We start from the raw sequence: 14,622 nt of genomic DNA, 5'->3' as shown, positions 1-14,622 counted from the left end.
GAAACCGACTTGCGCAATCGTGCGAACAAGGCTCTTCACTTCTGTCGCGCCTTCTGTATCACCGATGCGCAGCCAAACCACGGGCAGCCAACCGCACCCCTGGTCCGGGCTTCTGAATGGCGGCAGAATTCGTCCAATCATTGAATGACCAGGCCCTCCCAGATGCTTGCCCAAGCTCCTCGTACCTCCTTGGCGGACACCGCCGCCGACAGCATCCGGGCCGAGATCTCCGCCGGACGCTGGGCCGTGGGCTCGCGCATTCCCATCGAGCCGCAGCTCGCGCAGTTGCTGGGCGTGAGCCGCGGCACGGTGCGCGAGGCGGTGAAAACGCTGGTGTCGCGCGGCCTGCTCGAAGTGCGCCAGGGCTCGGGCACCTATGTGCGCTCGGGCTTCGACCCCTCTTCCAGTCTGCAGAAGATGCGCCTGGCCAGCCTGCGCGACCAGTTCGAGGTGCGCCGCGCGCTCGAGGTCGAGGCCGCCCGGCTGGCCGCCGTGCGCCACACCGCGCGCGACCTGCGCCGGCTGCACACCCTGCTCGACAAGCGCGGCGTGCCCGATGCCGGTGAAGGCGGCGATGGCGGCGCGGCGTTCATCGAGCGCGACCTGGCCTTTCACCTGGCCATCGTCGACGTGTCGGGCAACCTCGCGCTGGCCGAAACCTGCCGCTTCATCACCGGCTACATCAAGGAAACCATCGCCAGCACCATGGGCACGGTGCTGCCCGAGCCCGACGAGGCCGCGCACCGCGCCATCGTCGAAGGCATTGCCAGCCGCGACCCCGACGTGGCCGCCGCGGCGGTGCGCGACTTCATGGCGCCGATGATCAACGCGTTGTCGCTGGGCACGCCGTCATGAATTCGGCCACCCTTGCATCCGGCACTTCCAGCGCCGCCGCACACGCTGGCCCACAAAGCCTTGCGCGCCGCATCCTGCTGGGGGCCAGCGTGGTGCTCATCGCCTTCAACCTGCGTCCGGTGTTCGCCAGCCTCTCGGTGGTGCTGCCCGAGATCATCCAGGCCACCGGCCTCTCGGCCACCGCGGCCAGCCTGCTGACCACGCTGCCCATCGTGTGCCTGGGCGTGTTCGCGCCGCTGGCGCCGGGCCTGGGCCGGCGCTTCGGCACCGAGCGCACGCTGCTGGGCTGCATGGTGCTGATATTGCTGGGCACGCTGCTGCGTGGCACCGGCAACATTCCGCTGTTGTTCCTGGCCTCCGCCATCGCGGGCAGCGGCATCGCGGTGTCGAACGTGCTGCTGTCGGGCCTGGTGAAGCGCGACTTCGCGAAGCAGGCCGCGCTGATGATGGGCCTGTACACCATGGCCGTGTGCGGCGGCGCCGCCAGCGCCGCCGGGCTCACGGTGCCCATCGAGCACGCGCTCGCCGGCGGCTGGACCACGGCGCTGGCCATGTGGGCGCTGCCCGCCGCGCTGGTCACGCTCGTCTGGGCGCCGCAGGCGCTGCCGCGCAAGCCGGTGGCCAGCGAATCGGGCTTCACCGTGCGCGGGCTGTGGCGCGACAGGCTGGCCTGGCAGGTCACCTTCTTCATGGGGCTGCAGTCCGCCCTCGCCTACATCGTGATGGGCTGGCTCGCGCCCATCCTGCGAGAGCGCGGGCTGGGCAGCGAGACCGCGGGCTACGTGGTGTCGCTGTCGGTCATGACGCAGGTGGTCACCTGCCTGGTGGTGCCGGCGGTGGCCGTCAAGCTGCGCAACCAGCGCGGGCTGGCGGTGGTGCTGGCCGCGATGACGGTGGCCGCCATGCTGGCGATGCTGTTCGCGCCGCTGGGCGGTGTGTGGGCCTGGGCCGTGCTGCTGGGCATTGCACAGGGCGGCACCTTCGCGCTGGCGCTGACGATGATCGTGCTGCGCTCGCCCGACTCGCACGTGGCCGCCCACCTCTCGGGCATGGCGCAAGGCGTGGGCTACATGGTGGCGGCCTTCGGCCCGCTGCTGGCCGGGCTGCTGCACGGCTGGACGGGGAGCTTCAAAGCTTCGTCGTGGCTGTTCATCGGGCTGGGCATCGCGCTGGTCGTCGCCGGGCTGGGCGCGGGCCGCACGATGCATGTGGGCACGACGACCGTGCCCCGGCGGTGAGCCGGGGCCTGGTTTTTTTCCGGCGGTGAGCCGGGGTACGGTTTTTCTCTCTACTGCAGGTACGTCTCCGCCAGCAGCGCCCAGTAGGCCGCGCCGATCGGCAGGTTGCTGTCGTTGAAGTCGTAGCCCGGGTTGTGCACCATGCAGCCGCCATGCTGGCCCGCGGCGCCGTTGCCGATGAACAGGTAGCAGCCGGGCTTCTTCTCGAGCATGAAGGCGAAGTCTTCGCTGCCCGTGACGGCGGCGGCCTGCGCCTCCACATGCGCCTCGCCCACCAGTTCGTAGCCGATGCGGCGCGCGAACTCGGTTTCTTCCGGCGTGTTCACCAGCACCGCGTAGCCCCGGCGATAGTCCACCTGCGCCTTCACGCCGAAGCTCTCGGCCTGCGCGTTGACGATGGCCTTCAGCCGCTTTTCCAGCAGCACGCGCACTTCGCGGTCGAGCGAGCGCACGCTGATCTCCAGCGTGCAGGTCTCGGGGATCACGTTGTTGGCCTTGCCCGCGTGGATGGCGCCCACGGTGACGATGGCCATCTGCTGCGGATCGGCGTTGCGCGACACGATGGTCTGCAGCGCCATCACGATGCTGGACGCCGCCACGATCGGGTCGGCCGTGCGGTGCGGCATGGCGCCGTGGCCGCCCACGCCGGTGAGCGTGACGGTGGCGTAGTCCGAGCTGGCCATGGCCGCGCCTTCGCGGAACGCGAGGCTGCCCTGCGGGCGGCCCGGCATGTTGTGCATGGCGTAGACGGCGTCGCAGGGGTACTTGTCGAACAGGCCGTCTTCCATCATCTTCGCGGCGCCGCCCATGCCCTCTTCGGCCGGCTGGAAGATCAGGTTGAGCGTGCCCGAGAACTCGCCGTGCTGCGCCAGGTACTTGGCCGCGCCCAGCAGCATGGCCGTGTGGCCGTCGTGCCCGCAGGCATGCATGATGCCGGGCCGTCCGCTGCGGTAGGCCAGGCCGGTCTTCTCCTCGATGGGCAGCGCGTCCATGTCGGCGCGCAGGCCGACGGCGCGCGTGCCGCCGCCGCGCTTCAGGCGCCCGACGAGGCCGGTCACGCCCAGGCCGCGCTCCACCTCGTAGCCCCAGGCCGTGAGGCGCTCGGCGACCAGGTCGCTGGTGCCGAACTCCTCGAAGCCGAGCTCGGGGTTCTGGTGGATCTGCTGGCGCACCGTCATGAATTCGGCGGCGTGCTTTCTCATGTACTCAAGGTAATGCTGTGCGTTCTGCGGCATCGTCGGCCCTGTGTGAAGTGAGTGAAGTGAGTGATGTGGATGAAGTGAATGATCCGAGGAATGAACGAAGCGGTGTTCAGGGCTGCAGCGCCATCGTGGCGGGCAGCCGGGTCCACGGCAGGTCGGCCGGGTCGGCGGCCATCGGCCCCGGCGCCTTGGCCACGAGGATGGTGCTGGCTATGGGCGCGAAGTCGGCGCGAAAGTGCACCGAGCTCTTGTTCACCAGCACCTTCATCGCCTCGGGCTCGATGCCCACGTAGCGGAAGAACTCGCGGTCGAGCATCTGGCTCTTGCCGCTGGCCACGGCGATGCGCACGCCGTCGATCTCCAGGCAGGCACTGGCACCCAGCGACACCGTGCCGCCGCGCGACATCGGCCCCTTGCCCTGCACCTGCCCGTCGCTGAGCGCGGTGACGGTGTACACGCCTTCCACCGGCGCGTCGCTGAACTGCCCGCCCCAGGTGGGCACCGAGGTGCCCAGCGCGATGCGGATCTGCGCGCCCACGCCCGCCGCGTGGGCCGCTGCGGCGGCCGCCGGGTCGAACATGAGCCCCAGCGCGACCTGGCCCGGGTAGCGCTTGCCCGCGCCCTCGGCCAGCAGCGCGTGCAGCATGCCGGTGGTGTTGCTGTCGGCGCCCGCGCCGGGGTTGTCCTGCGTGTCGGCGATGACCACAGGCTGGCTTGCGCCCTCGGCCAGTTCGAGCGCGCGCGCCACCGCCACGCGGGGTTCCAGCACGTCGAGCCGCCACTGCGAGCGCGGCTGGTCGATGCGCTCGTACAGCGTGGCCACGGCCGCACCAGCGTCGTCGCCGTAGCCCCACACCACCGGGCCGCACTCGGCAATGTCGGCCGCCGGAAAGCCGGTGGCAAAGCTCAGCACCGCATCGTGCTGCGCGTCGAGTTCCTTCAGCAGCCCGTACACCGAGGCGGCGGGCTCGATCATGGTCGACTGCACGTTCAGCGGCAGCAGAAAGCTGAAACGCCGCGCATGCAGCGGCTCGCGCGTGCCGCGCGCCATGCGGCGCTCCAGCAGCGTGGCGGCCAGCCGGCCGGTGTCGGCCATGTCGATGTGCGGGTAGGTGCGGTAGGTGGCCAGCGCGTCGGCTTCGGCCAGCATCTGCGCGGTGATGTTGCCGTGCAGGTCCAGGCTCGCGACGATGGGCACGTCGGGCCCCACCAGCGTGCGGATGCGCGCGATGAGCTCGCCCTCGGGGTCTTCCAGGTGCTCGGTCACGGCCGCGCCGTGCAGGTCGAGGTACACCGCGTCGATGCCGCCATCGGCCAGCGCGGTGGCCAGGTCTTCGGTGATCGCGCCGGCGATGCGCTCGAAGGCGTCTTCGGTCACGTGCGCGGACGGCGTGGCGCCGGCCCAGGCCGAGGGCACCAGCGACCAGCCCTTCTCGCGCGCCGCGTCGATGAAGCCGCCCACCGGAATGTTGCGCCCCGCATAGGCCTCGACGATGGCCGCGCCGCGCCGGTACGGCGGAAAGCTGGAGCCCGCGTTGAACGCAGCCCAGTCGGCCTTGCTGGGCGCGAAGGTGTTGGTTTCGTGCTGGAAACCGGCGATGAAGACTTTCATGGATTCCTTTTTTTCCTGGACGTGGGAACGAAGATATTTCTGGCTGCGTATTTCTAGCTGCGTGCAAAGGCGAAGTCGCGCCCCGGCGCGGCAGCCAGCAGTTTGCGCGTGTAGGCGTGCTGCGGTGCGAAGAACACGTCCTTCACCGCGCCACGCTCCACGATTTCACCCTGGCTCATGACGAGCACGCTGTCGCAGATCTGGCTGGCCACGCGCAGGTCGTGGGTGATGAAGAGAATGCCGATCTTCAGCCGCTGCTGGATCTCGTCGAGCAGCCGCAGTATCTGGGCCTGCACCGACACGTCCAGCGCCGACACCGCCTCGTCGGCGATCAGCACCTTGGGGTCGCAGGCCAGCGCGCGCGCAATCGAGATGCGCTGGCGCTGCCCGCCCGAGAACTCGCTGGGGTAGCGGCGCAGCGCGTCGGGCGACAGGCGCACCAGGTGCATCAGCTCCTCGGCGCGCGCCCAGGCCTGGTCGTGCGGCGTGCCGAAATTCACCGGCCCTTCGACGATGGAGGCGCCCACGGTCTGGCGTGGGTTCAGCGAGCGGTACGGGTCCTGGAAAATCACCTGCACCGTGCGGCGAAACGGCGACAGCGCGCGCCCCGTGGCATGCGCCACCGAGCGGCCGTCGGCAAAGATGTCGCCCGAGCTCGGGTCGATCAGCCGCGCGATGCAGCGCGCCACCGTCGACTTGCCCGAACCCGACTCACCGACGATGCCCACGGTTTCGCCTGGCCGCACCGCCAGCGTCACGTCGCGCGCCGCGTTCACCGTGCGGCGCTTGCCGGGCCAGCTGCCGGTGACGTAGGTCTTGCAGATCTTCACCGCGTTCAGCAGCGGGTAGGCGTCGGCCACGGGCGGGCGCCTGGGCGCGGAGAGTTCGGGCACCGCGTCGAGCAGCATGCGCGTGTAGGGCTCGCGCGGCGCGGTGAGCACCGCGGTCTTGTCGCCCTTCTCGATCATGGCGCCCAGCTGCAGCACCACCACCTCGTCGGCAATCTCGGCCACCACGCCGAAGTCGTGCGTGATGAAAAGCACGGCGGTGCCGTTCTCGGTCTGCAGCTTGAGGATGAGCTTGAGGATCTCGGCCTGCGTGGTCACGTCGAGCGCGGTGGTGGGCTCGTCGCAGATCAGCAGCGCGGGCTTCAGGATGAGCGCCATCGCGATCACGATGCGCTGGCGCTGCCCGCCCGAGAGCTGGTGCGGGTACGAGGCGTAGATGCGCTCGGGCTCGGGCAGCCGCACGCGCGCCATGATGGCCAGGATCTTCTGCCGCCGCTCGGCCGCGCCCATGTGCACATGCTGGGCGAGCATTTCGTCGACCTGCGCGCCGCAGGTCATCACGGGGTTGAGCGCGGTCATGGGCTCCTGGAACACCATGGCCATCGACGGGCCGCGCAGCGCGCGCAACCGCGCTTGCGGCGCGGCCAGCAGGTTCTCGCCCTGCAGTTCGATGGTGCCGCGCACCGGCGTGAGCCCCGGGGGCAGCAGGCCCATCACCGCGTTGGCGATCACCGACTTGCCCGAGCCCGACTCGCCGAGCAGGCAGACGATCTTGCCGGGCGGCACGTCGAAGGAAATGTGCTCGACCGCGTGCGTGCGGTCGGCGCCCGGGGGCAAGGCGATGGCGAGATCGCGCACGGAAAGAACTGCGGCGTTGTTCGTCATGCCTCAGCCTCCGCGCTTGTTGAACTTGGGGTCGAGCGTGTCGCGCAGCCCGTCGCCCAGGATGTTGACCGCCAGCACCGTGAGCGCCAGGAAGATGCCCGGGAACAGCACGTTGTGCGGGAACTGGTTGAACTGCGCGCGGCCCTCGGCCATGATGTTTCCCCAGGTCGCCATGTCCGCCGGCAGGCCCACGCCCAGAAACGACAGAATGGCCTCGACCAATATCGCCGAGGCGCACACATAGGTCGCCTGGATGATGAGCGGCGCAATCGCGTTCGGCAGAATGTGGCGCACCAAGATTTTCCAGGCGGGCGTGTCCAGCGCAATGGCCGCCTCCACGTACGGCTCCTCGCGCACCGTGAGCACCACCGAGCGCACCAGCCGCGCCACGCGCGGAATCTCGGGCACCGCAATGGCCACCACCACCGTGAGCAGCTTGCCGCCGAACAGCGCCACCAGGCTGATCGCGAACAGGATGCCGGGAATGGCCATGACGCCGTCCATCAGCCGCATGAGCACGCTGTCGATGCGCCTGAAGTAGCCGCCCAGCAGCCCCACGAGCATGCCGAACACCATGGCCAGCGCGGCCACCGCGATGCCCACGGTGAGCGACACGCGCGCGCCGTACAGCGTGCGGCTCCAGATGTCGCGCCCCAGGCTGTCGGTGCCCATGACGAACAGATGCTCGAAGGTGTCGCCGGCCAGGCTGTTGAACTCGCCGCGCGTGCCCGGCAGGATGTTCGAGCTGCCGGGGTCGATGGCCGTGGGGTCGATGGTGCCCAGCCAGGGCGCGGCCAGCGACATGAGCACCAGCAGCACCAGCACGCTGCCGCCCGCGCGCACCGACCAGTTGGCCAGGATGCGCTTGGGCAGCGAGCGGCGCCGGGGCGGCGGCAATGTTTCCGCGGCGGCATCGGGTGCATCGGGTGCATCGGGTGAAAGGGAAAGAGATGAATCTGTCATGGCGTTTGTTCGGGGCGGTTCCGTGGTTCCATGGTTCGGTGACTTCAGTACCGGATGCGTGGGTCGAACACCAGGTAGCTCACATCGATCAGCAGATTGATGAGCACGTAGATGACCGAGAAGAACAGCGTGATGCCCTGGATGAGCGGAAAGTCGCGCGACAGCACCGCATCGACCGTGAGCTGCCCGAGCCCCGGGATGGCGAACACCGTTTCGGTGACCACCACGCCGCCGATGAGCAGCGCGATGCCGATGCCGATCACCGTGACGATGGGAATCGCCGCGTTGGCCAGCGCATGGCGCATGAGCAGGCGCTTTTCCGAAATGCCCTTGGCGCGCGCGGTGCGGATGTAGTCCTCGGTCATGGCCTCGGCCACCGCGGCGCGGGTGACGCGCGCGATCAGCGCCACGTAGATGACCGACAGCGTGATCGACGGCAATACCAGGTGCTTGAGCCACAGCAGCGGCCCCTGGCTCAGGCGCGCGTAGCCCTGCACCGGCAGCCACTGAAGATGCAGCGCGAAGATCCAGATGAGCACGTAGCCGATGACGAAGGCCGGAATGGAAAAACCCATCACCGAGAAACCCATCAGCATGCGGTCCAGCCAGCCGCCATGCCGCCACGCAGCGATCACCCCCAGCGGCACCGCGATGAGGATGGTGACCACCAGCGTCACCGCCGCCAGCGACACCGTGGCCTCGATGCGCTGGCCGATCAGCTCGGCCACCGTCTTCTTCATGAAGTACGACTCGCCCAGGTTGCCCTGCAGCAGCTGCGCGCTCCAGTGGAAGAACTGCACCGGCAGCGACTGGTTGAGCCCCAGCTGCTCGCGCACCTTGGCGATGTTCTCGCTGGTGCCGCTGTCGCCCACGATGGCGGCCGCGGGGTCGCCGGGCGCGAGCCGCAGCATCAGGAACACGATGAGCGCGACGATGACGAGCACCGGCACGGTCGACAGAATGCGGCGTGCGAGAAAAAGCAGCATGGGGCGGTTCCGTGAGTGGCGTGCGCGATCAGTTCTTCTTCAGGTTCCAGAACACACCCACCGGCGAGCGCACCAGCCCGCTCACCACGCCCTTGCGGTAGGCCGTGAGCGGCTTGTATTCACCAATGGGCGCGTAGATGCCGGTGTCGTACACGCGCTGCTGGATGGCCGTGGCCAGTTCCTTCCTCTTGGGCTCGTCGGCCGTGGCGAGAAGCTCCGACTTCAGCTGCTCCAGCTTGTCGTCGGTGGCCCAGCCGAACCAGCCCTTCTCGCCGTTGCCGGTCAGCGGTGCGAAGAACATCGGGTTCATGTTGTCGGCGATGCCCCAGCCGGTGATGAACAGGTTCCAGCCGCCGTTGGCCACCGGGTCTTTCTTGGCGCGCCGCGTGACCAGCGTGGGCCAGTCCATCGACTGCATGTCGACGTTGAAGCCGGCCTGCTTGAGCAGCTGCGCCATCACCGGTGGAAACTTGTTGAGCACCGCGAAGTCGGCCGGGTACATGAGCACCACGGGCTTGCCGTCGTAGCCAGCCTCCTTCAGCAGCGCCTTGGCCTTTTCGAACTGCGGCTTGCCGGTGAAGTAGCTCGCCTTGTCGGAGGCATAGGCCGAGCCGCACGGGTAGATGGAAGCGCAGCTGTTGTAGAGCTCCTTGTGCACCAGTTGCGCGCGCATCAGCGCTTCCTGGTTGATGGCCATGAACGCGGCCTGCGCGATCTTCGGGTTGTCGAAGGGCGGAATGAAGTGGTTCAGGTGCAGCGCGAACGAGCCCTTGGGGACCGGGCTGTCGATGGTGATGGCGGGGTTGTTCTTCAGCGCCGTGTACTGCTCGGAGGGCACCCACTCGATCATGTCGACCTCGCCGTTGGCCAGCGCGTTGGCCTGGGTTTGCGCGTCTTTCAGCACGATCCATTCCATGCGGTCGACGTACACGTTCTTGCCGCCGGCGGTGCCCGAGGGGGCCTCGGTGCGCGGCACGTACTTGGTGTTCTTCAGGTAGACGATCTTCTCGCCGGGGCGGTACTCGTCCTTCTTGAAGATGTAGGGGCCGGAGCCGGTGGCGTCGTCGATCTGCTTGTCGGCGGGCGTGGCGGCCACGCGCGCGGGCATGATGAAAGGCGGGTTCGAAGAGGGCTTGCTCAGCGCGTCGAGCACCATGCCGAAGCTGTCCTTGAACACCAGCCTGAAGGTGTTGGCGTCCACCGCCTCGGCCTTGTCCAGCGCGGTGAACATCTTCTGGCCCAGGCCGTCGCGCTGGCCCCAGCGCTTCAGCGAGGCGATGACGTCCTCGGACGTGACGGGCTTGCCGTCATGAAAGACCAGGCTCTTGCGCAGCGTGAAGGTCCAGGTTTTTCCGTCGGGGCTGGTGGTGTACTTGTCGACCATCTGCGGATGCACCTTGCCCTGCTCGTCCACGCCGAACAGCGTGTCGTACACCATGTAGCCGTGGTTGCGCGTGACGAAGGCGGTGGTCCAGATCGGGTCGAGGATCTTCAGGTCGGACTGCGGCACCAGGCGCAGCACCTTGCCTGCGTCCTGCGCGAAGGCGGCGGCGGCGGCCGTGGCCAGCAACGCGCCCGCGAACATGGCTTTCAGTTGTCGTTTCGTCAGCATGGATCAGTTCTCCGGTTGAAAAAGAAAGGCGCGAACACGCGCAACGCCGCGGCACACGTACTGCATGCGGCGTGGCAGCGTGGCTGCCTGGCGGCGTTGCGGAAAACAGGTCATGGAAAAAAGCGGCTCCGGAAGCGAACAAGGACACGCCGCACGCAATGCGCGGTGTGCCCCTGCTGTCCTTTTGCCTGAGAGATTCACCCTGCGCGCACATCGCACAGGGCTTGCCCCTTCGGCGGCTGCCCTCGGCCCGTGCAACGGGGCCGGTCAGCGCTCTCCAGCGTCAGTAAAAATCCAGTCTTGGGACCTGAGCGTTATGGGCTGTCGCCTTCGGTAATGCACTAACTCGACGCATCGGGCCGGCATTTCTCCTGGATCAACTTCTCAAAGCAGATTGCGTGCCAAAAGCAGCAATCCGCGAGAAAGCTGCGCCGCAGTCAACGTCTACTGCGGGCCGCCGCAGAAGTCCGCGCGTTCGGTCGTCTTCGCGGTGAAGCGGATGCGCGAGGTGGTGGTGGCGCGCTGCGGCTCGCCCTGCGGCCACTCGCTCTGCAGCCACGTGTACTGCCAGTCGTACGGCGCGCCGGGCTTGGCCGCCTGGCCGTACGCGATGCGCAGGCTGCCGTTGCTTTCGTCGTGGCAATGCTTGGAGGTCTTGTAGTCCTTCTCGCTGAAGCAGGCGCGGATCATCTTGAAGCACGAGAAGGGAATGCCGCGCTGCACGGCACTCCCCGCCTTGCCTTCGCCCTCGCCTTCACGTTCGCGTTCGAGCGGCACGAAGTCCGCCGTGTCGAACGACGCGCCGCCGCCCGAGTACATCTCCGACACGGTCTGCAGCACGGCCACCGCCCACTTGCCCTCGGCCGTCGGGTAGAGCGCGGGCGCGAGCGACAGGCGCATGTCGCGCGGGCCGGAGCCTTCGGCGCCGTCTTTCTTCAGCGCGTCGGCATAGGCGGAAAAATCGTTCAGCGTGGTGAGCTGCCATCCCTTGGCGTCGGTGCTTCGCTTCACGCGCGCCATGACCAGCGGCTCGGCGGAGAGCACCACGTAGTCGCCGGGCGTGGCGCCGCGCGGGAGGTACAGGCCGATCTGCTGCACGTCGCAGGGCTGCGGCAGCAAGGCGCACAACCGGACGCGCCATTGCGGGTCGAGCGCCTCGGGCTTGTTCACGGCATCGAACACCTGCGCGGTGGGCGCGGCCGGTGCGGCGAGCGCGGGGCCCGCCATGAGCGCCAAGGTGAGCGACGCGAGGAAACCGGCGGTGAGCAGTTTTTTCATGGAGCCGAATGGTAGCCACGCATCGCAATTCGCGTCGGAGGTTTGCATGCCCACGCCGCGCGAGCGCTTGATAAAGTCGCCCGCGACCATGAACCCATCCAGCTCCGCTCCCTCTTCCCCCGTCCTGCAGATCGACGCGCTCGGCTTCGCCTACCCCGACCAGCCGGCCATCGCCTCGAACTGGAGCGCCCGCGTCGGCCCCGGCGTCACGCTGCTGTACGGCGACACGGGGGCCGGCAAGACGGCGCTGCTCCAGGTCATCGCGGGCGCGCTCCCGGCCAGGGGCGGCCTGACGGTGGCCGGCGCCAGCCTCGCCGCCGCGCCCGAGGCATACCGGCGCAACGTGTTCTTCGTCGACCCGTCCACCGACCGCTTCGACCAGGGCACGGTGCACGCCTGCACCGCCGCGCTGCGCGAGGGCGACGCGGGCTTCGAGGAGGCACGGTGGCAGGCGCTGGTCGAGGGCTTTTCGCTCACGCCGCACCTGGAAAAGTCGATGTTCATGCTGTCGACCGGCTCCAAGCGCAAGGTGTGGCTGGCCGCGGCGCTGGCCTCGAGCCGCCCGCTGGTGCTGTTGGACGAGCCCACCGCGGCGCTGGATGCGGGCTCGGTGCGCTGCCTGTGGCGTTCGCTGGGCGAACTCGCGGGGCCGGCCACCGGGCGGGCCTTCGTGGTGGCCAGCGCCGAGCACATCGACGCCGTGCCGCTGGCAGCCACCATCAGCCTGCCGCTGCGCTGAAGCGCCAGACCCCGCACCCCTGCGGCCCTGCGCAATCCCTTCGCAACCCCCATTGACAAGCCCCCTCGTGGGGGTGATCGCACCCATGGCGGGCCGAACCGGGCCCCGACGGGTGACAATCACGGATTCCGGCGGTTTGATCCCGCCTGAAGATTTCCAGCCAACCCGACAACCAGCATCTACGGAAGCAAGCGCATGAGCTCGAAGCAACCCACCATCGTCTACACCCTCACCGACGAGGCGCCCCTGCTGGCGACCTACGCGTTTTTGCCCATCATCCGCGCCTTCACCAACCCGGCCGGCATCAACGTCACCACGAGCGACATCTCCGTGGCCGCCCGCATCCTGGGCGAATTCCCCGAATTCCTGAGCGACGCGCAGAAAGTGCCCGACAACCTCACCGAACTCGGCAAGCTCACGCTGCAGGCCGACGCCAACATCATCAAGCTGCCGAACATCAGCGCCTCGGTGTCGCAGCTGAAGTCGGCCATCAAGGAACTGCAGGGCAAGGGCTACAAGATTCCCGACTACCCCGAGAACCCGACCAGCGACGAAGACAAGGACATTCGCGTGCGCTACAACAAGTGCACCGGCAGCGCGGTGAACCCGGTGCTGCGCGAAGGCAACTCCGACCGCCGCGCGCCCAAGGCCGTCAAGGAATACGCCCGCAAGAACCCGCACAGCATGGCCGACTGGAGCCAGGCCTCGCGCTCGCACGTCTCGCACATGCACGGCGGCGACTTCTACCACGGCGAAAAGTCCATGACGCTGGACCGCGCGCGCAACGTGAAGATGGAGCTGATCACCAAGAGCGGCAAGACCATCGTGCTCAAGCCCAAGGTCGCGCTGCTCGACCGCGAGGTCATCGACTCCATGTTCATGAGCAAGAAGGCGCTGCTGGCCTTCTATGAAAAGGAGATCGAGGACGCGCACAAGACCGGCGTGATGTTCTCGCTGCACGTCAAGGCGACCATGATGAAGGTGTCGCACCCCATCGTGTTCGGCCACTGCGTGAAGATCTTCTACAAGGAAGCCTTCGAGAAGCACGGCAAGCTGTTCGACGAGCTGGGCATCAACGTCAACAACGGCATGGTCGACCTGTACACCAAGATCGCCGCGCTGCCGCAGAGCACGCAGGACGAGATCAAGCGCGACCTGCACGCCTGCCACGAGAACCGCCCCGAGCTGGCCATGGTCGACTCGGCCAAGGGCATCACTAACTTCCATTCGCCCAACGACGTGATCGTGGACGCCTCGATGCCCGCCATGATCCGCAACGGCGGCAAGATGTGGGGCGCCGACGGCCGCCTGAAGGACGTGAAGGCCGTGATGCCCGAATCGACCTTCGCCCGCATCTACCAGGAGATCATCAACTTCTGCAAGTGGCACGGCGCCTTCGATCCCAAGACCATGGGCACGGTGCCCAACGTCGGCCTCATGGCCCAGAAGGCCGAGGAATACGGTTCGCACGACAAGACCTTCGAGATTGCCGAAGACGGCGTCGCCAACATCACCGACCTGGACACCGGCGAAGTGCTGATGAGCGAGAACGTGGAGCAAGGCGACATCTGGCGCATGTGCCAGGTGAAGGACGCCGCCATTCGCGACTGGGTCAAGCTGGCCGTCACGCGTGCGCGCAACTCGGGCATGCCGGTGGTGTTCTGGCTGGACGCCTACCGCCCGCACGAAGCGCAGCTGATCACCAAGGTCAAGATGTACCTGCACGAGCACAACACCTCGGGCCTGGACATCCAGATCATGAGCCAGGTGCGCGCCATGCGCTACACGCTGGAACGCGTGGTCCGCGGGCTGGACACCATCAGCGCCACCGGCAACATCCTGCGCGACTACCTGACCGACCTGTTCCCCATCATGGAACTGGGCACCTCGGCCAAGATGCTGTCGATCGTGCCGCTGATGGCCGGCGGCGGCCTGTACGAGACCGGCGCGGGCGGCTCGGCCCCCAAGCACGTGCAGCAGCTGGTGGAAGAAAACCACCTGCGCTGGGACTCGCTGGGCGAATTCCTGGCGCTGGCCGTGAGCCTGGAAGACCTGGGCCTGAAGACCGGCAACAAGCAGGCCGCCATCCTGGCCAAGACGCTGGACACCGCCACCGGCAAGCTGCTGGACAACAACAAGAACCCGTCCCCCAAGACGGGTCAGCTGGACAACCGCGGCAGCCAGTTCTACCTGGCCATGTACTGGGCCCAGGAACTGGCCGCGCAGACCGACGACACCGAGCTGCAGGCCAAGTTCAAGAAGCTGGCCGAGACGCTCACGGCCAACGAGAAGAAGATCGTCGACGAGCTCGCGGCCGTGCAAGGCAAGGCCGTGGACATCGGCGGCTACTACCTGGCCGACCCGGAGAAGTTCGCGGCCGTGATGCGTCCGAGCGCAACGCTCAACGCGACGCTGGCATCGGCCTGATACAGGGTCGATACCACCCGGAGGCGCGGGGCTTGCC

At 67.8% G+C, this 14,622-nt stretch carries 11 protein-coding genes and 1 riboswitch; of the genes, 4 read left to right on the top strand and 7 right to left on the bottom strand.

Translation table 11 applies throughout. From position 1 onward, the window contains the following. The first annotated feature begins 162 nt into the window (after nt 1-162). Nucleotides 163-855, top strand: a complete 693-nt coding sequence (locus tag QTI51_RS02360; RefSeq protein ID WP_116908333.1) for a FadR/GntR family transcriptional regulator — start codon at nt 163-165, stop codon at nt 853-855. Continuing rightward, nucleotides 852-2,093, top strand: a complete 1,242-nt coding sequence (locus QTI51_RS02355; RefSeq protein ID WP_116908334.1) for a CynX/NimT family MFS transporter — start codon at nt 852-854, stop codon at nt 2,091-2,093. The genes QTI51_RS02360 and QTI51_RS02355 overlap by 4 nt, the downstream gene beginning before the upstream one ends. 50 nt (nt 2,094-2,143) lie before the next feature. Here the strand turns inward: QTI51_RS02355 and QTI51_RS02350 are convergent, their stop codons facing one another. The 7 genes from QTI51_RS02350 to QTI51_RS02320 all read right to left on the bottom strand — a co-directional run bounded on the left by QTI51_RS02350 (nt 2,144) and on the right by QTI51_RS02320 (nt 11,419). Then, the gene (locus QTI51_RS02350; protein WP_286513002.1) at nt 2,144-3,295 is read right to left on the bottom strand and encodes a M20 aminoacylase family protein; all 1,152 of its coding nucleotides are present in this window, start codon (nt 3,293-3,295) and stop codon (nt 2,144-2,146) included. 109 nt (nt 3,296-3,404) lie between these two features. Further along, on the bottom strand, nt 3,405-4,907 hold the full coding sequence (locus QTI51_RS02345; RefSeq protein ID WP_116908336.1) for a M81 family metallopeptidase: 1,503 nt from the start codon (nt 4,905-4,907) through the stop codon (nt 3,405-3,407). A gap of 53 nt (nt 4,908-4,960) precedes the next feature. Then, nucleotides 4,961-6,580 carry a dipeptide ABC transporter ATP-binding protein gene (locus QTI51_RS02340; protein ID WP_116908337.1) on the bottom strand — a complete coding sequence of 540 codons (1,620 nt, stop codon included), beginning with the start codon at nt 6,578-6,580 and terminating at the stop codon, nt 4,961-4,963. A gap of 3 nt (nt 6,581-6,583) precedes the next feature. Next, nucleotides 6,584-7,543, bottom strand: a complete 960-nt coding sequence (locus QTI51_RS02335) for an ABC transporter permease (protein WP_116908338.1) — start codon at nt 7,541-7,543, stop codon at nt 6,584-6,586. Between the two features lie 44 nt (nt 7,544-7,587). Further along, nucleotides 7,588-8,529, bottom strand: a complete 942-nt coding sequence (locus QTI51_RS02330) for an ABC transporter permease (protein WP_116908339.1) — start codon at nt 8,527-8,529, stop codon at nt 7,588-7,590. Between the two features lie 28 nt (nt 8,530-8,557). After that, on the bottom strand, nt 8,558-10,141 hold the full coding sequence (locus tag QTI51_RS02325) for an ABC transporter substrate-binding protein (protein ID WP_286513007.1): 1,584 nt from the start codon (nt 10,139-10,141) through the stop codon (nt 8,558-8,560). A gap of 166 nt (nt 10,142-10,307) precedes the next feature. Further along, nucleotides 10,308-10,432: riboswitch (glycine riboswitch) on the bottom strand. 153 nt (nt 10,433-10,585) lie between these two features. After that, nucleotides 10,586-11,419, bottom strand: a complete 834-nt coding sequence (locus tag QTI51_RS02320) for a hypothetical protein (protein ID WP_116908568.1) — start codon at nt 11,417-11,419, stop codon at nt 10,586-10,588. Nucleotides 11,420-11,507: 88 nt separating this feature from the next. On the opposite strand from QTI51_RS02320, the gene QTI51_RS02315 reads away from it, so the two are divergent. After that, nucleotides 11,508-12,158 carry an ABC transporter ATP-binding protein gene (locus QTI51_RS02315; RefSeq protein ID WP_116908341.1) on the top strand — a complete coding sequence of 217 codons (651 nt, stop codon included), beginning with the start codon at nt 11,508-11,510 and terminating at the stop codon, nt 12,156-12,158. Between the two features lie 195 nt (nt 12,159-12,353). Then, nucleotides 12,354-14,585, top strand: a complete 2,232-nt coding sequence (locus tag QTI51_RS02310; protein WP_116908342.1) for an NADP-dependent isocitrate dehydrogenase — start codon at nt 12,354-12,356, stop codon at nt 14,583-14,585. Nucleotides 14,586-14,622 lie beyond the last annotated feature (37 nt).

The sequence above is a fragment of the Variovorax sp. J22G73 genome (genome assembly GCF_030317035.1).
In the GTDB taxonomy this organism is placed as follows: Bacteria; Pseudomonadota; Gammaproteobacteria; order Burkholderiales; family Burkholderiaceae_C; genus Variovorax.
The sequence above is the reverse complement of the archived record's forward strand: the minus strand, read 5'-3'. Positions and strand labels throughout refer to the sequence as shown.